This window comes from Streptomyces sp. NPDC054849, from assembly GCF_053610945.1.
In genome coordinates, this window is record NZ_JBSGZI010000004.1 from 140884 (window position 1) to 161401 (window position 20518).

14 protein-coding genes and 2 pseudogenes are annotated in these 20518 nt (G+C 74.4%); 9 read left to right on the forward strand and 7 right to left on the reverse strand.

Features of this window, described 5'->3' with window-relative positions; all coding sequences use genetic code 11:
- Positions 1 to 142 precede the first annotated feature (142 nt).
- Complete coding sequence (locus ACWGIF_RS03630) at positions 143 to 2593, forward strand: hypothetical protein (RefSeq protein ID WP_453490490.1); 2451 nt, start codon at positions 143 to 145, stop codon at positions 2591 to 2593.
- On the opposite strand, the gene ACWGIF_RS03635 is transcribed toward ACWGIF_RS03630, so the two are convergent.
- The 5 genes from ACWGIF_RS03635 to ACWGIF_RS03655 form a co-directional block, all read right to left on the reverse strand.
- The gene (locus ACWGIF_RS03635) at positions 2535 to 4991 is read right to left on the reverse strand and encodes a right-handed parallel beta-helix repeat-containing protein (protein ID WP_453490445.1); all 2457 of its coding nucleotides are present in this window, start codon (positions 4989 to 4991) and stop codon (positions 2535 to 2537) included. The two genes, ACWGIF_RS03630 and ACWGIF_RS03635, sit on opposite strands and share 59 nt — an antisense overlap.
- A 214-nt stretch (positions 4992 to 5205) precedes the next feature.
- Positions 5206 to 5817 carry an Rv1733c family protein gene (locus tag ACWGIF_RS03640; RefSeq protein WP_453490448.1) on the reverse strand — a complete coding sequence of 204 codons (612 nt, stop codon included), beginning with the start codon at positions 5815 to 5817 and terminating at the stop codon, positions 5206 to 5208.
- Positions 5818 to 6075: 258 nt separating this feature from the next.
- Entirely contained in the window at positions 6076 to 6924 is an 849-nt protein-coding gene (locus ACWGIF_RS03645) for an MOSC domain-containing protein (RefSeq protein WP_453490451.1), read from the reverse strand.
- 51 nt (positions 6925 to 6975) lie between these two features.
- Positions 6976 to 7476, reverse strand: coding sequence for a DUF6643 family protein (locus ACWGIF_RS03650; protein ID WP_453490454.1), 501 nt, complete (start codon positions 7474 to 7476; stop codon positions 6976 to 6978).
- A gap of 246 nt (positions 7477 to 7722) precedes the next feature.
- Entirely contained in the window at positions 7723 to 8901 is a 1179-nt protein-coding gene (locus ACWGIF_RS03655; protein ID WP_453490493.1) for a glycosyltransferase, read from the reverse strand.
- A gap of 1003 nt (positions 8902 to 9904) precedes the next feature.
- Between ACWGIF_RS03655 and ACWGIF_RS03660 the strand changes: the two genes are divergently transcribed.
- The 3 genes and pseudogenes from ACWGIF_RS03660 (at position 9905) to ACWGIF_RS03670 (ending at position 13259) form a co-directional block, all read left to right on the forward strand.
- Positions 9905 to 10696 (forward strand): glutamate racemase, encoded by a 792-nt coding sequence (locus ACWGIF_RS03660; protein WP_453490457.1) that lies wholly within the window; start codon positions 9905 to 9907, stop codon positions 10694 to 10696.
- 953 nt (positions 10697 to 11649) lie between these two features.
- A pseudogene (locus ACWGIF_RS03665) lies at positions 11650 to 12170 on the forward strand (ATP-binding cassette domain-containing protein); the annotation flags it as partial.
- A 615-nt stretch (positions 12171 to 12785) separates the two neighbouring features.
- The gene (locus tag ACWGIF_RS03670) at positions 12786 to 13259 is read left to right on the forward strand and encodes an ATP-binding cassette domain-containing protein (protein WP_453490496.1); all 474 of its coding nucleotides are present in this window, start codon (positions 12786 to 12788) and stop codon (positions 13257 to 13259) included.
- On the opposite strand, the gene ACWGIF_RS03675 is transcribed toward ACWGIF_RS03670, so the two are convergent.
- Positions 13229 to 14176 carry an ADP-ribosylglycohydrolase family protein gene (locus ACWGIF_RS03675; protein ID WP_453490460.1) on the reverse strand — a complete coding sequence of 316 codons (948 nt, stop codon included), beginning with the start codon at positions 14174 to 14176 and terminating at the stop codon, positions 13229 to 13231. The genes ACWGIF_RS03670 and ACWGIF_RS03675 overlap by 31 nt on opposite strands.
- The gene (locus ACWGIF_RS03680) at positions 14173 to 14763 is read right to left on the reverse strand and encodes a TetR/AcrR family transcriptional regulator (protein WP_453490463.1); all 591 of its coding nucleotides are present in this window, start codon (positions 14761 to 14763) and stop codon (positions 14173 to 14175) included. Before ACWGIF_RS03680 ends, ACWGIF_RS03675 begins: the two co-directional genes overlap by 4 nt.
- 200 nt (positions 14764 to 14963) lie before the next feature.
- Between ACWGIF_RS03680 and ACWGIF_RS03685 the strand changes: the two genes are divergently transcribed.
- The 5 genes and pseudogenes from ACWGIF_RS03685 to ACWGIF_RS03705 all read left to right on the forward strand — a co-directional run bounded on the left by ACWGIF_RS03685 (position 14964) and on the right by ACWGIF_RS03705 (position 20423).
- The gene (locus tag ACWGIF_RS03685; protein ID WP_453490499.1) at positions 14964 to 15986 is read left to right on the forward strand and encodes an FAD-dependent oxidoreductase; all 1023 of its coding nucleotides are present in this window, start codon (positions 14964 to 14966) and stop codon (positions 15984 to 15986) included.
- A 156-nt stretch (positions 15987 to 16142) separates the two neighbouring features.
- Positions 16143 to 16658 carry a hypothetical protein gene (locus ACWGIF_RS03690; protein WP_453490466.1) on the forward strand — a complete coding sequence of 172 codons (516 nt, stop codon included), beginning with the start codon at positions 16143 to 16145 and terminating at the stop codon, positions 16656 to 16658.
- Between the two features lie 279 nt (positions 16659 to 16937).
- Positions 16938 to 18500, forward strand: a complete 1563-nt coding sequence (lnt, locus tag ACWGIF_RS03695) for an apolipoprotein N-acyltransferase (RefSeq protein ID WP_453490501.1) — start codon at positions 16938 to 16940, stop codon at positions 18498 to 18500.
- Positions 18501 to 18537: 37 nt separating this feature from the next.
- Positions 18538 to 19002, forward strand: a pseudogene (locus ACWGIF_RS03700) (NUDIX hydrolase); the annotation flags it as partial.
- A 230-nt stretch (positions 19003 to 19232) separates the two neighbouring features.
- Positions 19233 to 20423: an acyltransferase family protein gene (locus tag ACWGIF_RS03705; RefSeq protein ID WP_453490468.1), complete on the forward strand. Its 1191-nt coding sequence runs from the start codon at positions 19233 to 19235 to the stop codon at positions 20421 to 20423.
- The last annotated feature ends 95 nt before the right edge of the window (positions 20424 to 20518 follow it).

The window sequence follows — 20518 nt, forward strand, 5'->3', positions numbered from 1 at the left end:
CGCGTCACCATAGCCGGGCGCCCTCCAGAAGTCCGCTGCGCTCTCGCCCTGTTCTCCGCGCCGGTCCGCCCCCGCGCGACGGATTTCCGCGGCGCGGGGCCTGGGCAGGAAAGCCGCGGCGCGGGATGCTGGATCCGAGCTGATCCCGCCCCGCGAGCGGAGGCCCGCTGTGCCGGACCGCCCCCCGACAGACACGCCCCTCGCCCTCGAACTCCTGGTCCACGGAGTCGCCGGCGCCGCCCCCGGTGAGCTGCTCGGAGACCCTCGCACCGTCCGCGTCACCGGCGACTCCACCGCGGCGGTCTTCCGCCGCACCGAGGACGCCGACGCCGAAGCCCACCCCGAGCGGTACGCCGGGCGGCCCGTCCCCGAGGCCTACTGCTGGTCCCGGCTCACCTCCGGCAACGGCGCCCGCGCCCTGTGGCTGCTGCTCCTGCCCTTCATGGTGGCCAACCTCGCCCACTGGGCACGGCCGGCGACGGCCGCCGCCGACCCCGCGCCGCGCGCGGTGCGCACGTACGGGGTCCTCGTACGGATCCTCGCGCTCAGTCTCACCGTGCTGCTGATCGCGGCCGCCTGCGAGGTCGCGCTCGATCTCTTCGCCTGGCAGTGCGCGGGATCCGGCACCTGTACCGGTTCCCGCTCCCGGCTCGGCTTCCTCGCGCCCGGCGGCGGCTGGTGGGCCCAGCCCGGGCGCCGCCTCGCCCTCTGCGCGCTGGTTCCCGCCGCACTGACCGGGCTGCTCTGGTACCTGTCGAACCGCACCTGGAGCGCCTACGAGTCCCAGCCGCCGCCCGCCGGCGCCACCGACCCGGACACCGCGTCGGACACCGCGCCCGCGCTCGGCCGCCCCGGATTCTGGTACGGACGACGGCTCGTGGCCCGGCTGCGCGCCGCGCACACCGCCGCCGGGCTGCTCACCGTGGCGGTGGCCGTCGCCGTACCCACCGCCCGCTACGACCGCCGGGCCGGCGCCCCCGTCCTCGAAGCCCTCGGCTGGGTCACGCAGGCACTGCTCGCCGTGGGGGCCGTCACCGTGGCCTGGGTCGTCTGCCGGCGCGGCCGTACCGAGGCGCGGGCCGACCACCGGCTCGACCGGGCCGCCGTCACCCTGCTCCCCGGCGCCGCCCTCGTCCTGCTCTCCGCCGTCCTCGCGCACGCCAGCTGGTCGCGCCCCGGCTGGACCTCCGCCGGGCGGCTCCCCGGGGACTTCGCCTTCGGCGTGCTCATGTTGGGGCAGGGCGCCTGCGTACTCGCCCTCGCCGTGGTCGCCCGGTACCTGCACCGCCGGGCCCCCGATCCGGCCGCCGCCCTGCACGGCCTCGGCGGGCCCGCCGTCGCCATGCTCGGCTGCGCGCTCGGCGGGGTGATGTCCGGTGGGGTCGCCCAGCGCGTCGCCGACTGGCTCGACGGGGGAGCCACCCCCGGGATGGCGGGCGCACCACTGCCCGGCCCGCCCGTACTGCTGTCCTGGCAGGCCGCCGTGCTGCCCCCGCTGCTCCTCGTACTGGCGCTGCTCGCCGCCTGGTTCGCGGTGCGCGGAGCCCGCGCCCGGAGCCGGCTGGCCGCGACCGTGGCTGCCGAATATCCCGGGGAGACCCCGGACAGGGCCCGCAGCCGCCGGATCGCCGCGGTGCGCACCGCGGCCTCGCTCACCGACTCCGCGCCCTGGTTCGTGGCGGCCGTCTCCGGGATCACGCTGCTGCTCGGCGCAGGCGCGCTCGCCGGAGCCTGGCTCACCGGAGAGGTGCCGGGTGAGGCGGCCCGGGGGTCCCGGCTGCTGGAGCCGGCCGCCCGCGCCGCCCAGGACGCCGGATCCTGGCTCATCGGCTTGGCCTTCGTCCTCTTCGTCACCTGGGGACGCCGCGCCTACCGGGATGCCGCCGCCCGCCGGACCATCGGCATCCTGTGGGACGTCGGCACCTTCTGGCCACGCGCCGCCCACCCCTTCGCGCCGCCCTGCTACGCGGAGCGCGCCGTCCCCGACCTGACGTGGCGGATGGCCGGCTGGACCGGGCGCACCGGCGGCCGCCTGGTGATCTCCGGCCACTCCCAGGGCAGCGTGCTGGCAGCGGCGGCCGTCTGGCAACTGCCGCCGTCCGCCCGCCGCCGGGTCGGCCTGCTGACGTACGGATCCCCGCTGGCCCGCCTCTACGGCCGATGGTTCCCCGCCTACTTCGGCCCCGGGCCGCTGACCGCCCTGCACCGCGAGGTCGACTGCTGGCGCAACCTCTGGCGGGCCACCGACCCCATCGGCGGCCCGGCGCTTCCCGGCGCGGGGCAGGGCGTGGACCACGGCCCGCTCGCCGACCCGCTGGCCTACGGGCGCAGCGCCCGCTACCCGCTGCCCGCCCCGATCCTCGGCCACTCCGACTACCAGGCCGATCCGGCCTTCGCCGCCGAACGCGAAGCCCTGCTCGCCCGGTTGGACGCCGCCGCACGGGCCGACGTAGCCGAGGTGGCCGCAGTAACCGACGTGACCGAGGTGGCCGTCGTGGCGGACCCGGCCGGCGTACCGGGTCAGCGGCTCGGCATCAGCAAGGAGCGGGCAGAGCGGGCAGCGTCGGCAGATCCGCCGGGAACAGCAGGGTGAGGTCGTCCGTCGTGGGCTCCGACAGCTGGGCCACCCGCCCCGCGTGCCGTTCCACCATCGACTCGAAGGTCTGGCGCGCCGTGCGGCCGTTGCCGAAGGCCGCACCCTTGGGCAGCTCCGTGAAGTAGGTCAGCAGTGCCTCGGACGTGCCCTCCCCGAGCCGGTACTCGTGCTCCTCCGCCTGTTGCTCCACGATCCGCAGCAGCTCCCCGGGCCCGTAGTCGCCGAAGGTGATGGTCCGGGAGAACCGCGAGGCCACACCCGGGTTGACGGTCAGGAAGCGGTCCATCTCCGCCGTGTACCCGGCGACGATCACCACCACCGCGTCCCGGTGGTCCTCCATCAGCTTCACCAGCGTGTCGATCGCCTCGCGTCCGAAGTCCCGGCCCGAATCCTCCGGGGCCAGGGCGTACGCCTCGTCGATGAACAGCACCCCTCCGCGCGCCCGTTCGAACGCTTCCTGCGTCCGGATCGCCGTGGAGCCGATGTGCTCGCCGACCAGGTCCACCCGGGACACCTCGACCAGGTGCCCGCGCTCCAGCACGCCGAGGGAGGCGAGGATCTCCCCGTACAGCCGGGCGACCGTGGTCTTGCCGGTGCCCGGGGAGCCGGTGAAGACCAGATGGCGGCGCACCGACGCGGCCTTGAGGCCGGCCTGCTGCCGCCTGCGGCCCACCTCGATCATGTCCGTGAGCGCACGCACCTCGCGTTTGACGCTGTCCAGGCCCACCAGGGCGTCGAGCTGGCCGAGCACCTCGCCGGAACCCCGCGCGGCCGCCACGCCGTTCCCCTCCGGCCGGTCCGCGGGCCGTGACACCGATGCCGGAGCCATCTGCGCCACAGGGGTCTGCGCCGCGGTGACCGTACGGATCCCCGCCTGGGCCCCGGCGAATGCGCCGCCCGACGCCGACTGGGCCGCCAGACGCGGGCCGGACTCGTCGCTCGTGCACTCCTCGGCGACCGGCCCGTCCTCCGCGAACTCGTAGCCCCCGCGGGCGCAGCGCTCAGTGTGGCAGCGGGCCAGCATGGTGCGGCAGCCGTCGATGACGTGGAAGCCGAAGCCGGAACTGCCCGCCACCCGACAGGCCGTGAAGGTGCCGCGGCCGCCCGCCGACACGTAGAAACCGGCCTCGGCCGGCGAGGTGACCGTGCACCGCTCCAGCGCCGGGTCGGCGCCCTTGGTGACGATCACGCCGGTCTGCACCCCGTCGATGGTGCAGTCGGCGAGCGTGCCGCCGCTGCCGTGGTCGCGGAACCAGGCGCCGGTGGCCGCCTCACGGATCCGGCAGTCGTCGAGCTGCGCCGTGGCTCCGTCGCTCACCGAGACGGCGGTGTTGCGCACCTGGGACAGATCGCTGTCGACCACGTCGACGCGCGACCCCCGGTCCAGCACGAACAGTGCGTCCGGCACGTCGTGGACCCGGCAGGAGTCGAGGGAGGCGGTGGCCCCGTCGCTGATCCACACCGCCGGATAGTCGCCCGTGCTGTCGTGGATCTCGCAGGACTCGGCCTCCACCCGGGTGCCCGGGTCCCACACGGACAGGCCGTTGCGGCCGAAGCGGCGCACCGTCGTGCGGGTGAGGCTGAGCACCGAACGGGACCGCAGATCGACCGCGTTCTCCGGGATGTCGTGGATGTCGCAGCCGGCCAGGGTGAGCACGGCGTCGGTGTCGAGGGTGACCCCGTCGGCCGAGGTGCGGTGCACCGCGCAGTCGGTGAGCCGGGCCGTGGCGCGCGCGGCGATCTGCACACCGGTGCCCTTGACCTCGTACACCTCGCAGCCCAGGGCCTCCAGGCCCGAACCTTCCCCGGTGACCGCGATGCCCGCGCCCGTGGCGTGGTGGATGCGGCAGCGTTCCAGGCGGGGCCGGGCGCCGCCGCGCACCGAGATGCCGGCCTGACCGGCGGCCACGACCTCGCACTCCTCGAAGACCCCGCCGCCGCCGTCCAGTACGGCGATCCCGACGCCGGTGGGGTTCTCCACCGTGCACCTCCGGACCAGGGGCCGGGCCCCGGGTCCCCGGACCTCGATGCCGGCCGCCGAACGGGTGCTCACCCGCAGATCGGTGAGCTCGGGGGAGCCGTCCTCCACCAGCAGCGCGGGCGCCGCCCGGTCCTGGCCCTCCAGATACAGGTCCTGGACCACGGCCGAGGCGCGCACGGTCAGCGCGACCCCGTCGAGCGGGGCGATCCGCACCGATCCCAGCCCGCCCTCCGGCCCGCGCAGGGTGACGGCGTGGTGCAGCACCAGGTTCTCCCGGTACGTGCCGGGGGCGATGGACAGCACGTCTCCGTCGCCCGCGACGGCGAGCGCGGCGGTCAGCGTCGGATATTCACCGGAGCGGCGCCGCCACCGCGTAGACCCGCCGTGCGTCACCTGGACCGTGCCCTGAACCATGGTGCTGTCGTGCCCCCACCCTCGTACTCGCGCTGCCGATACGACCGAAGCCACTGGAATCCGAAGACACCGTGGTCACGGGAACCGCTGAAGCCGTTCAGCCGGTTGACTCAGTGCCATGGGAGCGGCTGAGACCACCGAAGCCACCGAAGCGACCGGAACGACCGATCCGGCCGCTCCACCGTAGCGCGCGCGGAGACGGTGAGCCGCCATGTCAACTGCCCGCACCTGCTCGGCCCCAGTCCGGTCCGGCGGCCGCCCAGGCCCGGTCCAGACGTATGTACCGCCGATGCACGAGGCGTCGTACGACCAGCCGGCGGACCGTCTCGACCAGCGCGGCCACGCAGATTGCGGCGGCCAGGCCCGCCGTGCCCGCGTGGAAGACGGCGGCGGACGGGTCGAGCGGCTGCCCCACCAGCCGCCCGCGCGCGTCGGTCCATATCCGGAACCGGTCGCCGGGGCGCGGCGGTTCCTCCGCGGCCGGCACCGTGCCCTGGTGGCTGCTCCCGTCGGGCGCGGTCCACGCGGCCACGATCCGCGTACGGTGCGGGGCCGTCCGCTGCGCCGACGGATCGGCGGACGCGCCCGCGACCGACTCCGCGACCGGCCGGACCACCACCGCCGGAACGAGATGACGCTCCTGCCGCTGCTCGTGCGCGGCCTGTTGCAAAGTGCCGTCCACCCGCAGGCCCGCGACCCAGCCGATGGCCGGAGCCACCACCAGGACGCACACCATCGCGGCGAACGCCACCCACGCCTCGAAGAGGTCGGTCGGACGGCGCAGCGGATTGCGCCGCCAGCGCCATACACCCATTGCTGTCCGCACGGTCCGGCTCCCCCAACTTGTGCCAGTCTCCGTCTGTCTGCGCGTCCCGGCCTTCCGTATGTCCCGGAGACGCGCATTCCGGGACGTACGAGACATGTGGCATCCGATCCGGTGCCTGCCCGTCTTCCTGTGGGTGCCCACATGTCCTGACTGCTCCAACGGCCTGGTCGTGCCGGTTGGTTCCAGCCTGGGCGCTGAGCCCCCCGAAGGTGTCATTCCGGTCGGCCGGTCGCGTGCCGCGGGACGACTCCCCGGGGGTCAGCCGAGGACGTCGTCCTGGTCTCCATCGAGGACGTGGACCTCGTCGCCGACGCGCACCGTGCCCAGTCGCACCGGCACCAGCAGCCGCCCGAAGGTGAGCGATCTGCCGATCCGCCGGTGCCGGGCCAGGGTCTTCAGCGGTTCCCTGCCCCGCTCCGCCGTCGCCTGGTCGGTGGTGGTGACCACGCACCGGCCGCATTCCCGCGCCCCGCGGAAGACGGCGTCACCGATCGCGACGCGCCGCCAGCCGTCCTCCGCCCACGGCTCGGCCCCGGCGACCACCACGTTGGGGCGGAACCGGTTCATGGGCAGCGGACCCTCCTCGGGATGGTCCCCCTGCGCGATGAGCGAGTTGAGCGCGTCCAGCGAGGCGAGGGTGGTGATCAGCAGGGGATAGCCGTCGGCCAGGCTCACCGTCTCGCCCGGCCGTGCGTAGTCCGGGTCGACGGGACGGCGTACGGCCGGATCGTCCATGTGTACCAGTCGTACCGGTACGCCCAGGTACGCGCTGAACCAGTCGGCCGCCGCGCCCGCCGCGACCACGGTCTCGACCTTCTTCCCGAACAGGGCGACCGGCTCCAGCGGACCCGGCTCGGGCACCTCCACGACCAGCTCCGCCATGCCCGGCGCCGTCACCGCGATCCGACCGCCGCCCGCGGGACGGGCCGCCGCCAAGGCCAGCCGCGCATGACGGCGTTGGGTGATGACCGTGCCCTCGGGATCGATCAGCGCCCACCGCCGGTCCCCGGACAGTCCCCAGGGCTCCACGACCGCTTCCTCGGGAGCGGTCCCCGCCAGCGATTTGACGGGGTGGACGTGGAGCGCCTGGACGTGCAAGTTCGACATGGGGGCATCCTGCCAGCCCCCTCCGCTGCCTCCGCGTTTCCGTGGACCGGGTCAGTAACCACGTCCCTGGTACGGGCGGCCGTAAGGGTCCTCGTACAAGGCGCCCGGCACCGGCGCGGGCACCTGCATCGGACGCGGCGCGGCCGGGCGCATGGCCTCGTAGCCGGTGGCCGTGGCGACCGGGCGGGGCTGCTGCGGCTGGGGCTGCGGCATGTAACCGGCGCGGGCCGCGACCGGCTGCTGCTGGGGGATGTACGGGGCGGGCGCGTGCTGCAGCGGCATCGGCTGCGGCGCGGCCTGCTGCTGGTACGGGTATCCGTACGCCGGAGCCTGCTGAGGGGCAGGCGGAAGGGCGGGCAACGACGACGCGAGGGCCGGGAGGTACCCACCGCTCGAGTAACCGGCGCTCGGGGAGTCGTAGGCGGCCGGGACGCGGATCGGGGCGATCTGCGGAGTGCCGCGTTCGGCGACGAGGGAGTCGTAGATGGGGGTGTCCGGGAAGGAGGGCGCGGAGTAGTAACCGCCGCCATAAGTGGAGCGGGGGGAGGTCATGGGACCTAAGTTAAGCCCACGACTTCACGGGGTCCATAGCGAGGTGTCGTCAACACCGCGCTGACCTGCATATTCGCAGGTCAGAGCCACACCTTTCACTTGGCGTTCACGTGCACGATTCGTCACTTCCACCCCAGCTTGTTCCTACTCGTACTCACCGGTTGTGCGTTGCACCGACTTCGTACTGACGCAGCGTCACAATGCGGTGACCTCGGATGACGCTGTGTCGGGCAGTAGTTCGCGGTTTCAGGCGTCACTCGGCCGGGCATAGGTACGGCCCTTCCAGGACGCGCCGCGGCCCCGGTAGTGCTGAACGGCCGAATCGACGGTCATCAGGAGGTACAGCAGCGCCGTGAACGGAAGCAGTGGAGCCAGCGCGGCCGGCTGCCCGTAGTAGCGCAGCATCGGCAGGTAGGTGCCGGCCATCAGCAGCCAGGCGAGACCGCCGGCCCACGCGAGGACGGGGTGCCCGGTCGCGAGACCCGCCAGGAGGGCGGCCGGGGGCACGAGATAGACGAGCACCAGCCCGGCGACCGTCCCGGCCAGCAGGAGCGGCTGGTGGCGCAGTTGCGCGTAGGCGCTGCGCGAGACCATGCGCCACAGGTCCGCGAGCGCGGGGTACGGGCGCACGCTGTCCACCCGCTCCGCCAGCCCGAGCCAGATCCGGCCGCCGGCTCGGTGGACCGCCCGGGCGAGGGAGACGTCGTCGATGACCGCCTGCCGGATGGAGTCGGGGACCCCTGCTCGCACGGCCGCCTCGGTGCGCAGCAGCACGCAACCGCCGGCGGCCGCCGCGGTGCGGGAGCCGGGCCGGTTGATCCGGCGGAAGGGGTAGAGCTGGGCGAAGAAGTACACGAAGGCGGGTACGACGAGCCGTTCCCAGACGCATGCGACCCGCAGGCGGGCCATCTGGGAGACGAGGTCGAGGTCCGCGGAGGTCGCGGCGGCGACCAGTTCGCGCAGGCTGTCGGGCTCGTGCGCGATGTCGGCGTCGGTGAGGAGGAGGAAGTCGGGCTCGGTGGCGTGCGCGGTGCGGGCGAGCGCGATGCCGTGGCGGAGCGCCCAGAGCTTGCCGGTCCACCCGCGTGCGGGGTCGCCGGGGGAGGTGACGGTGAGCGGAAGCCCCGGGTGCTGCCCGGCGAGCCGGAGCGCGAGGCCGCCGGTGCCGTCCGTACTGCCGTCGTCGACGAGGATCACCTCGGCCTCGCCGGGATAGTCCTGGGCGAGAAGCGAGGGCAGGCTCCGGGGCAGCACCTCGGCCTCGTCCCTAGCCGGGACGACGATCGCGACGGACGGCCAGTGGGTGGGGGCGGTGCGCGGGGGGAGGCGGACGTCGGTCCGCCAGAACATGCCCTGGGCGAGGGTGAGCCAGAGCCAGGCGGCGAGGGAGGCGTAGGCCGCGCAGGCGGCGGTGAGGAGGCCCATGGCGGCAGTGTGCCGGGCCCCGGTGGACGTGTCTCGCATCCAGCCACCCCGGTGCGGCGGCCTCCCGTCCGGTGCAGCCTCCTCCCGTCCGGTGCAGCGGCCTCCCGTCCGGGGTGGGAGCCTCCCGTCCTGCTGGGGCCGGCCTCCCGTCCGGGTGGGGCGGCCCGTCCGGGTCAGGCGTGCGGTCCGGGTGGGGCCTGCGCGTCCCCGGGCGGGATTCTTGGGTGGGGTGCCGGGGTGCCGGGGTGCCGGGGTGCCTTTGGCGTCCGGCCGGGCCGGGTGCTTGGTGGGGTGCAACCTCTCGCGTCTGGGCAGGGCGGGAGTCTGGGTTGGCGAGGTCCACTGGCGCCCGGGCCCATTGGCCTCCCGTCCGGATTAGGCGTGCGGTCCGAGCGGGGCCTGCGCGTCCGGGCGGGACTCTTGGCCAGGGTGCTGGAGTGCCGGGTGCCTTTGCGTCCGGCCGGGCGGGGTGCTTGGTCGGGGTGCACCCTCTTGCGTCTGGGCCGGGCGTGAGTCTGAATCGGGGTGGACCACTGGCGCCCGGGCGGGGTGGTGGGCGGGGCGGCCTCTGGACTCCTGTCAGGGCGGATCTGGGTCGGGTGCGGCCTTGGGTTTGCCGCCAGCCTCAGTGCGGCGGTCTCCGGCCTCGGTGGGGTGGTGGCCTGGGCGGGGCTCTGGTCGGGGTGCGACCGTTGCCGTCCTCGGGCCGACGGCAGCCTGGGTCGGCTTCGTCTCTCGCGCCTGGCGCCCGCCCCCGCGCGGTGGTCTCCGGGCTGGGTGTGCCGTGGTCCGGACGGACATCGGGCCGGGGATGCCCGGGCTCGGGTGTGACCTGCGGCTTTGGGACCTCGGATCGGGGGCGGCCTCTGGCTCGTGTGTGCGGTCTCCGGGCTCGGCGGAAGGTGTGACGGCCCCGGTTTTGCCGGGCTGGCAGGGGTTGTGTTGCGCGGCGGGGCCTCGGGACGGCGGGCCCGGCCAGGACGGTGTCGACTAAGGTGGCCCGGTGAAGATCGCGCTCATGGACTCGGGAATCGGCCTCCTCGCGGCGGCCGCGGCGGTGCGCCGGCTGCGGCCGGACGCGGACCTGATCCTGTCCTCGGACCCCGACGGGATGCCATGGGGCCCGCGGACCCCCACCGACCTCACCGAGCGGGCCCTCGCCGTCGCCCGGGCCGCCGCCGAACATCGCCCGGACGCGCTGATCGTGGCCTGCAACACCGCCAGCGTGCACGCCCTGGCCACCCTGCGCGCGGAGCTGGAGCCCGTCATCCCGGTCATCGGCACGGTACCGGCGATCAAGCCCGCCGCGGCCGCCGGCGGCCGGGTGGCGATCTGGGCCACCCCTGCCACCACCGGCAGTTCCTACCAGCGCGGGCTGATCCGCGACTTCGCCGCCGGGGCCCGGGTCACCGAGGTGCCCTGCCCCGGCCTCGCCGACGCGGTGGAGGCGGCCGACGACGCCGCCGTGACGGCCGCCGTCGCCGCGGCCGCCGCGCTGACCCCGGCCGATGTCACCGACGTGGTGCTGGGCTGCACGCACTACGAGCTGACCGAGAGCCCCATCCGGGCCGCCCTCGCCGCGCGGACCCAAGGAGCCGAGCTGGTCTTCCACGGATCCGCCGAGCCCGTCGCCGTACAGGCGCTGCGCCGTCTCGGCGTCCGGCCCGAGCCCGACCTTCCCTGTACCGGCCGGCTGACCGTCCTGCGCAGCGGGCGGCAGGGGACCCTGCCCGCCGCGGCGCTCGGGTACGCCGAAGGCCGGCTGCTCGCGGGCCACGGCGCGCCTGTCGGCTGACGCCGCCGGTCGCGTTCGGCGCCTGCCTGCCGGCTGACGCATGCCCGTCGCCTCCGTCGCCTCCGTTGCCTGCCTGCCTGCCTGCCTGCCTGCCTGTCGGCTAGCGCTGCCCGTTGCCTCTGGCGTCCCGTCAGCCGAGGTCCGACCCGCTGGATCGTCTGACACCCGGCGTCGCCCTCGGCGCCCGACCGTGGCCGACACCCGTTGCCTTCGGGCCTTCCGAAGCTGAAGGCCGACCCCGGTTGCCGCCGCCGGTCGACGGAGGTTTGCGGGTTGCCGCTCTGGACGCCCGCCCGCGACTGGCGCGTGCCCGTCGCCTTCGGCGTCCTGCCTGCCGGACGGCGCCGCCGGTCGCGTTCGGCGCTGCCTGTCGCGGCGCGTGCCCCTCGCCGCTGGCGCCCGTCAGCTGCGGTCTCACCGCTGGAAGTCGTCCGGCGTCCGGGCTCGGCCTGACGATGGCCGCCGCCCTTCGCCTCCGGGCCTTCCGAGGCTGAGGGCCGGCCCGGGGTGACGCCGCCCGTAGGCGTAGGTTTCTGCGGTCGTCGCTCCGGACGCGCCCGACTGCGGCTGGCGCGTCCCCGCCGCTTCCGGCACCTGCCCGTCAGCTGACGCGCCGGTCGCCTTCGGCGCCTGCCTGGATAGCGCCGCCGGTCGTGGTCGAACCTGCCCACCAGCTGAGGCCCGACTGCTGGATCGTCTGCCGCCCGGCCGCCGCCCTCGGCGCTTCCGTGGCCGCCGCCCGTCGCCTTCGGTCGATCGCGGTTGAGGGCTCGACCCGGACTGACGGCCGCCCGTCGGCGGATGTCTGCGGGGCGCCGCCCCGGCGTGACACCTCGACGCCTCCCCACGAGACGAATCGTCTTGCGGCAGTTCCCTGCCGGGCCTACAGTAAGGCAGCCAAAGAGACGAGACGGCTCGTCTCGTACAAACACACATCCTGAAAGGGATCGCCCTTGCGCACTCCACTCGCCTCCACCCAGATCGTCCTGTCCGAGGTCACCAAGTGCTACGACACCCACGTCGTCCTGGACCGCGTCAGCTGTACGGTCCGGCCCGGCGAGCGGGTCGGTGTCGTCGGCGACAACGGCTCCGGCAAGTCCACCCTGCTCCGGCTCCTCGCCGGGCGGGAAAGGCCCGACCACGGCGAGGTCACCGTGACCGCACCCGGCGCCTCGGGCACCTCGCGCAGACCCTCGACCTCCCGCCGGCCGCCCGCGTCGGCGACGCGATCGACCTCGCGCTCGCCGACCTGCGCGGGCTGGAGCGCCGGATCCGCACCGCCGAATTGCTCCTGCACCGGGCCGGCCCCGAGGAGCTGGCCGCGTACGGGGACCTCCTCGCCGCCTACGAGGCGCGCGGCGGCCGTGACGCCGAACGGCGCGTCGCGACCACCCAGCGCCACCTCGGTGAACGCGACGGGCTCGACCCTGACCGCCGGCTCGCCACCCTGTCCGGCGGCCGGCGCTCCCGGCTGGCGCTCGCCGCGGCCCTGGCCGCCGAGCCGGAGCTGCTGCTGCTCGACGAACCGACCAACGACCTCGACGACGAGGCGGTGGCCTGGCTGGAGGAGCGTCTGTGCGCACACCGTGGAACCGTCGTCGCCGTCACCCACGACCGACTCTTCCTCGACCGCGTCACCACGGCCATCCTGGAGGTGGACCAGGACCGCCGGACGGTCCGCCGCTACGGCGACGGCTACACGGGCTTCCGCACCGCCCGCGCCGCCGAACGGGCCCGCCGGGAGCGGGAGTACGAGGAGTGGCGCGAGGAGGTCCGGAGCGCCGAGCGGCTCGCCGACACCAACATCGGGCGGTTCGCCACGATCCCGCGGAAGCTGCCCCGCGGCTTCAGCGGCGCCGGTGCCTTCCGTGCCCGGTCGCGGACCCACGGCGCCGCGAGCCGTATCCGCACCGCCCGCGAACGGCTGCACCGGCTGACCGGGAACCCCGTTCCGCCGCCACCGCAGCCGATCCGCTTCACCGGCCGGTTCACCGAAGGCTCCGCCGATGTGGTGGAGGTGGCCGGTGCGGCCGTGCCGGGACGGTTCGAACCGCTCTCGCTCACGCTCGCTCCGGGGGAGAGGCTCCTGGTGACCGGCCCCAACGGCGCAGGCAAGTCCTCCCTGTTGCTCCTGCTGGCCGGTGAACTGGAGCCCGCTCGAGGCCTCGTACGGACCCCTCCGCGCGTGGGGCTGCTCCGACAGGACGACCGGTGGGCGCGTGAACCCCGGTCCGCCGTCGAGATGTTCGGCCAGGAGGACGCCGACCAGGTCATCGGATACGGACTGCTCACCCCGCGCGACCTCACCCGGCCGGTACGCGCCCTCTCGGCCGGTCAGCGCCGCAAGCTGGAACTGGCCCGGCTGATGAAGCGCCCGCTCGACCTGCTGCTGCTGGACGAGCCGACGAACCACCTGGCCCCGGCCGTGGTGGAGGAACTGGAGGCGGCCTTGGCCCTGTTCGGCGGGACCATCGTCGTGGTCACGCACGACCGGCGGCTGCGCGCGGCCTTTCCGGGCCGGCGCCTGGAGCTTCAGCGGGAGCCGGCCGCCGCGAGCCGCTGAGCCAGCACGCGCAGGTCGTCCGCGCCCAGGACCCGTTCCCCGAACCCGGGCAGCGGCACGTGGAGCGCGGCCGTCCAGTGCTCCGGGACCGCTCCCTGGCCGTATCGGGCGCCCGCGAGGATCCCCGTCACCGCGGCCACCGTGTCGGTGTCCCCGCCCAGGTCCACGGCGGCCCGGACGGCGTCCGCGAACCCGGTCGTCGTCCGCAGCGCCCACACAGCCGAGCCCAGGCAGGGCCACACCGCCCCGTTGAACTCTGTGGCCAGGCCGGGGTGCCAGTCGGGGGCGAGCACGCGGCCGTACCGCTCGCGGTGGTCCGGGTGCACCGCCGTGAGCGTCGCGGAAAGGGCGGCGAGCGGATCGGTCCCGTCGAGGGCGACGCGAACCAGCTCGTGCAGGACCGCCGTCCCCTCCCACGCGGCCCGGTCGCCGTGCGTCAGCGCCGCGATCCGCCGCGCGGCGTCCATGGTCCCCTCCCGCCCGGCGGCGGCGAAGTAGACCGCCGAGGTGGAGGCGCGCATCAGGGAACCGTTCCCGGCCGCCCGGGCGTTGATCCGGAAGTGCTGGTCGGCGGCGACGTTCCAGGGCTCGCCGTTCGTCAGCACGTCCTCGGTCTGGAGCCCGATGTCCTTGGGGTGACCGGCCGCCCACCGCTGGAACCGGGCGAAGACGTCCGGGAGTTCGAGACCTCCCCGCTCCAGCAGCGACTCGCCGACCAGGACGGCCATCTGCGTGTCGTCGGTCGCCTCCCCCGGATCCCAGCCGCCGCCTCCGCGCATCTCCTCCCCGCGTGCCGTCAACTGTCCGGCCTCGCCGAACTCGTAGGGCGCGCCCAGCGCGTCGCCCGCCGCGGAGCCCAGAACGGCGCCCACCGCCCGGTCGAGCCGGGTGGTCACGGTGTCTCCTGCGACGCTCACGCGGTCTCCTCGGGGCGGACGGCGGCCAGCAGGGTGCGGGCGAAGCGGTCCAGGTCGTCCAGGCCGGCCGCCGCGAGGGTGGCCGGAGCTCCGGTGAGCAGGTGGGGAATGGCGCCGTGCAGGGCGAGGGTGAGGGTGCGGGCCTGCTCCGGTCCGGCCGGCAGCCCGGCCGCGCGCAGCAGGTGCGCGTGCGCCGCGAAGTCCGCCGAGGCGATCGGGTCCAGCAGCGCGGCCAGCCACGGCCGCCTCGTCGCCTCGGTCTGCAGCTCCAGATAGGCCAGGACGCGCGGGCGCCCGGGCCCGGCCACGTCCCGCAGCAGTCCCGCGAGCAGCGCCGCGAGCTGTTGCGCGTCGGCGGGCCCCGGCCCGGCCCCCGCCAGGGCCGCGGCCAGCGCCCGGTACTGCTCCGCGCAGCGTTCGGCCACGGCCCGCAGCAGGGTGTCACGGGTCGGGAAGTAGTTCTTGGCCGTGCCCGTCGGCACGTCGGCGGCGGCGTCGACGGCCCGGTGCGTCAGCCCGCGCCCGCCCGCTTCCGCCAGTACGGCGATGGCCGCGTCCCGCAGCCGGTCCCTCCGGTCCTGATTCACGTTGCCAGCTTAACCACAGCCGTGGTACCACAGATGTAGTACCACGGCTGTGGTGACCGCAGGTCGTACACCGTGGGGCGTGGACCGTGCAGGCGAAGGGGTGAGCCATGGGCACAGAGAACGAGTCCGGGACTGGAACCGGGAGCGGGACCAGGAGCGGGACGCGGCGGGGGAGCGGGCGCGGGGCGCGTACGGCGGTCGTGGTCGGGGCGGGAGTCGGCGGCCTCGCCACCGCCATCGGCCTGCGCCGCGCGGGCTGGGAAGTGACCGTCCTGGAGCGGCGGACCGCACTCGAACGCTACGGAACCGCCTTCGGGATCCATCCCACCGCCCAGGCCGCGCTCGACCGGCTGGGTCTCGGCGACGCGCTGCGGGCGCGCGCGGTCCCGTATCGCGACGCCCGGATCCGGCGCCCCGACGGAAAGGTGCTGGCCTCCCTCCCGCTCGAACGGATCGAGCGCAAGGCCGGCCGGCCGGAACTGCTCATATCCCGGCCCCATCTGATCGACGCGCTGCTCGCCGCGCTCGAACGGCTCGGCGGCGCGCCGATCGCGTACGGGGAGCGCCTCACCGACCCGACCGCACTCGCCGCCGACCTGCTCGTCGGCGCCGACGGGATCAACAGCGTGGTCCGCACGACGCACTTCGGGCGCAACAGCGGACCGCGGCCGATCGGCACGGTCGCCTGGATCGGCATCGCCGGATTCGAGACCGGCCTCTACGGCGAGACCTGGGGCGAGGGCCGCTTCTTCGGCATGACCCCCGTCGAGCCCGGCCGCACCAACTGGTATGCCACCGTCCCCGAGGCCACCACCGCCCGAGAGGTGCGGGACGCCTTCGCCGACTGGCACGACCCCATTCCGCGCCTCCTCGCCGAAACCGACCCCGCGACGTGGATCCGGTACGAGATGCGCCACCTCCACCCGGCCCTCCCCACCTTCGTCGCCGGCGGCCGGGTCGCCCTCGTCGGCGACGCCGCCCACGCCATGACGCCCAACCTCGGCCAGGGCGCGTGCACCGCGCTGCTCGACGCCGAGGCCCTGGCCCGGGCCGTCGCCACCGCCGAGCCGGCCGGGCTGCCCGGAGCCCTGCGCGCGTACGACACCGAGCGCCGCCGCAGCGCCCAGCGCATCGCCTTCGGCTCCCGGAACCTGCACCGCTTCATGACCGCCCGCCGCCCGGCCCTGCGCGATGCGCTCGTCGGCCTGCTCCCCGGCGGCTGAGGGCCGACGGGCGAGGGCAAGGGCAAGGGCAAGGGCAGGGACGAGGCCGACGGCGGATGAGGGATGAGCGCGGCGCCCGGCACCGGGCCGCCGCGCGACGAACCGGGTGGACGACGGACGGTGGCGGTCAAGCGGAACGTGAGTACGCTGCTACACATGACGGTTCACCCCCCGGGGCCTGTCTGGACGGGCCGGGCCTCCAACCGCGTGCAGTGGCTGCTCGCAGGGGCCGGTGCGGCCTGTGTGGCGCTCGGTATCGAACTCGCCGTCGACAACGCCTGGACCTCCGGCTTCGTGCCGCTCCTCATGGCCGTGGCCGGCTGCCTCGCCGCCGGGCTGCTCATCCTCTACGGCACGCTCGCCTTCGTGCACGTCGCCGTCACCATCGACTCCGAGGCCCTGGAAGTGCGCTGCGGCCACATAGGACTGCCGCGCCGCAAGATCCGTTTCACCGAGGTGGCCTCCGCCGAGTTCCTCCCCCGGATCACCCCCCAGCAGTGGGGTGGCTGGGGCTGCCGCTGGCGCCCGGAGCAGGGCACCGGGGTGATCGTCCGGCGGGGCGAGGGACTGGAACTCAGGCTCGTCGACGGCAAGCTCTTCACGGTCACCGTCGACGACGCCGAGAGCGCCGTCCGGGTCATCCGCGCCCGCCTGCGCGCCCTCGCCCGCTGAAGCATGGCTCGCGGATCCTGCCCGCGTCTTGCGGATCCGGCAGGATCCTGCCGGTCTCCCGGTCCCTGCCGTTCCTGCCGTTCCTGCCGTTCCTTCGGACCCTGCCGGGTCTTCCGGTTCCTGCTGGGGCCGCCGGAGCGCTGTCCGGAGGACAGGCCCGGGCGCTTACCGGTCTCCGAGGTGCGGGGACGTACACTCCGCCAGATGAGCAGCAGTGTCACCCGCGCGGCCGGGAACGAGCCCTCGCAGTCCGCCGACGGACCCCCCGCCGAGGCCGCGATGCCCACCGCCACCGGCTCCGCCGGCGCCCCGGCCCCCGCGCAGCGGAAGGGCGCCTGGGTGGTGCGTGCCGTGCTCGCCGCCCTTTCCGGCGGACTGCTCTACCTCAGCTTCCCGCCCCGCCCCCTGTGGTGGCTGGCCCCCCTCGCCCTCGCCCTGCTCGCCGGCTGCCTGTACGGCCGCCGCGCCCGGGCCGGCTTCGGTCTCGGCACCCTCGCCGGACTCGGCTTCCTGCTGCCGCTGCTCGTCTGGACCGGCGAGGAGGTCGGCCCGGTGCCGTGGCTCGCGCTGGGCACCCTCGAAGCCCTCCTCATCGGCCTCACCGGCCTCGGCGTCGCCCTGGTGAGCCGGCTCCCGGCATGGCCGCTGTTCGCCGCCGCCGTCTGGGTGGCGGGCGAGGCCCTGCGCGCCCGGGCACCGTTCGGCGGATTCCCCTGGGGCAAGCTCGCCTTCGGTCAGGCCGACGGCGTGTTCACCCCTCTGGCCGCCCTCGGTGGCACCCCGCTGCTCTCCTTCGGCGTCGCCCTGTGCGGATTCGGCCTCTACGAAGCCCTGCGCATCGCCCGCGACCACCCCGGCCGCACCACGGCAGCCCTGGCCGCCCTCACCATCGCCGCCCCGATCGGCGCCGGCCTCGCCGCCCGTCCGCTGGTCTCGGACGCGGCCGAGGACGGCACCGTCGTGGCCGCGGTCATCCAGGGCAACGTGCCGCGCCTCGGTCTCGACTTCAACTCCCAGCGCCGCGCCGTCCTCGACAACCACGCCAAGCGCACCGTGCAGCTGGCCGAGGACGTCAAGGCGGGCCGTGTCCCGAAGCCCGACTTCGTCGTCTGGCCGGAGAACTCGTCCGACCTCGACCCGTACGCCCAGCCCGACGCCCACGCCGTCATCGACCGTGCGGTCAAGGCCATCGGCGTGCCCGTCGCGATCGGCGCGGTCGTGGCCCCGGAAACCGGCCCGCTGCGCAACACGATGATCCTTTGGGACCCGGTGGACGGCCCCACCGCGACCTACGACAAGCGCAAGATCCAGCCCTTCGGCGAGCGCATCCCGATGCGCTCCTTCGTCCGGCTCTTCAGCTCCGACGTGGACCGGGTGCGCCGCGACTTCGGTCCCGGCACGGCGCCCGGCGTCTTCGACATGGCCGGAAGCGGCATCGGCATGGTCACCTGCTTCGAGGCCGCCTTCGACGACGCCGTCCGCTCCACCGTCCAGGCCGGCGCCCAGGTGATCGCCGTCCCGAGCAACAACGCCACTTTCGGCCGGACCCAGATGACCTACCAGCAGCTCGCCATGGACCGGGTCCGTGCCGTCGAGCACAGCCGGACGGTTCTCGTCCCCGTCACCAGCGGGGTCAGCGCGGTCATCCGCCCCGACGGCAGGATCGTCTCGGAGACGAAGATGTTCACCGCGGACGCGCTGGTCGCCGAGATCCCGCTGCGCTCCGGCCGCACCCCGGCCACCGTCGTCGGACCGCTGCCGGAGTACGTGCTGCTGCTGCTCGCCGCCGGCGGCCTCGGCGGGCTCCTGACCGGCCGGATCCGCGCCCGCCGGGCGGCATGAGGCGGGGGCCGGCCCGGCGGCCTCGTAGGCTCGGGGGATGACCACTCCCGATTTCATCCGTGCGATCCGTGCCACCGCCGGGCACCGGCTGCTCCTGCTGCCCGGGGTCACGGCCATCGTCTTCGACGACCGGGGCCGGGTGCTGCTCGGCCGGCGCTCCGACAACGGGCAGTGGTCCGCGGTCGGCGGCATCGCCGAGCCGGGCGAGCAGCCCGCGGAGACCGCCGTGCGCGAGGTGTTCGAGGAGACGGCGGTGCGCTGCGTCCCCGAGCGTGTGGTGCTCGTACAGATGCTCGACCCGATCACCTACCCCAACGGTGACGTCTGCCAGTTCCAGGACATCACCTTCCGCTGCCGGGCGACCGGCGGCGAGGCGCGGGCCAACGACCACGAGTCCCTTGAGGTGGCCTGGTTCGACGTGGACGCGCTGCCGCCGCTGGCGCCCTTCTCCCTGGACCGGATCCAGCGGGCCCTGCGCGACGAGCCCACATGGTTCGAGGCCCTCGCGGAGAGCGCGGAGCGCGGGGAGACCATGGAGCGCGCGAAGACCATGGAGACCGCGAAGACCATGGAGACCGCGGAGACCGCGTAGCAGGGCGCGCGCCCGGCACACGGGGTGCACGTCCCGGGCTGCCCGACCCGGCCCTGTGGACCGTCCGGACCTGCGCTGTAGGGTTCCCTGATCTTACGGCGGTCATCGGACAGTCGTACTTTCGAGGGGGCGGTCGCGGGATGAGCGCGTGCAGTTCAGCCGGAACATCGCAGCCGGGCGGCCGCACGCGTGCCGGGGCCCCCGGCGGGCGCCTGGCGGTTCTCGACGGCGTCCGGGTCGTCGCCGCACTCGCCGTGCTCTTCTACCACTACGCGGCCCTGGAGAGCGCCTGGGGCGAACCGACCGCCGGCGTCTTCCCCCTCGCCCATCGGTTCGCCGTCTACGGCTGGCTCGGAGTCGAGATCTTCTTCATGGTCAGCGGCTTCGTGATCTGTATGAGCGCCTGGGGGCGCTCGGTGGGCGACTTCGCGGTGTCCCGGGTCTCCCGGCTCTTCCCCGCCTACTGGGCGGCGGTGGTGTTCACCGCGCTCGTGCTGTTCAACTGGCCCGAGGTGAGGCGGGTCGAGGCGTTCAGCGACGTGGTGGTGAACCTGTCGATGCTCCAGGGCGGGATCGGCGTCCCCCACATCGACGACGCGTACTGGACCCTCTTCGTCGAGCTCAAGTTCTACGTCTTGTTCGCGCTCGTCGTCATGCGCGGCGTGACCTACCGCAACTGCGTCCTGTTCTGCGGGATATGGACCCTGGCCGGCGTCGTGGCCCCCTCCGCCGACAGCGATGTGCTGTCCTTCTTCGCGGCCTCGTCCGCCTCCCCGTACTTCATCGCCGGTATCGCCTTCTACCTGATGCGCCGATTCGGGCCGAACGCCGTGCTGTGGGCCGTCATCGGCGTCCAGGTACTCCTCGCGCAGCACTACGTGCACGCCCGCATGCTCGCCAGCCTCGGCCGGGCCACCACCGAGCAGACGCAGGCCTGGCCCGCCCATGTGATCATCCTGCTCGGTTTCATCGTCATGGCGGCCCTGGCGCTCGGCGCCCTCGACGGCATCCGATGGCGCTGGCTCCCGCACGCCGGAGCGGTCACCTACCCGCTCTACCTGATCCACATGCTGGCCGGGCTGACCTTCATCCACCACTTCCGCCGCGAGGTCGCGCCCGTGCCCCTGGTCATCGGGGTGACCGCCTTCATGGTGCTGCTCGCCTGGCTCATCCACCGGTTCGTCGAACGCCCGCTGGGGCGCCTCCTGCGCGACGGCCTGCGGCGCGGAATGCAGGACATCCGGGCGGGCACGCCGAGTCGGCCGTCGATCGCCCTCCTTCACCCGCAGCCCTCCGCTCCCGAGGCGGAACGCATCCCGGCCAGGCGCTAGGTGGGGCGTGTCCTTCGGATCGTGCCGGGCAGCGCGGGCCCGGCACGATCCGAAATACACGCCCCGGGGACGCAACGGCGCCCGGGGCCCGCCGG

Bases quoted from the DNA above. Each gene is read 5' to 3' on its own strand.
- ACWGIF_RS03635 (WP_453490445.1), bottom strand. From the start codon at position 4,991: ATGGTTCAGGGCACGGTCCAGGTGACGCACGGCGGGTCTACGCGGTGG.
- ACWGIF_RS03645 (WP_453490451.1), bottom strand. From the start codon at position 6,924: ATGTCGAACTTGCACGTCCAGGCGCTCCACGTCCACCCCGTCAAATCG.
- ACWGIF_RS03650 (WP_453490454.1), bottom strand. From the start codon at position 7,476: ATGACCTCCCCCCGCTCCACTTATGGCGGCGGTTACTACTCCGCGCCC.
- ACWGIF_RS03655 (WP_453490493.1), bottom strand. From the start codon at position 8,901: ATGGGCCTCCTCACCGCCGCCTGCGCGGCCTACGCCTCCCTCGCCGCC.
- ACWGIF_RS03690 (WP_453490466.1), top strand. From the start codon at position 16,143: ATGACGGTTCACCCCCCGGGGCCTGTCTGGACGGGCCGGGCCTCCAAC.
- lnt (WP_453490501.1), top strand. From the start codon at position 16,938: ATGCCCACCGCCACCGGCTCCGCCGGCGCCCCGGCCCCCGCGCAGCGG.
- ACWGIF_RS03705 (WP_453490468.1), top strand. From the start codon at position 19,233: ATGAGCGCGTGCAGTTCAGCCGGAACATCGCAGCCGGGCGGCCGCACG.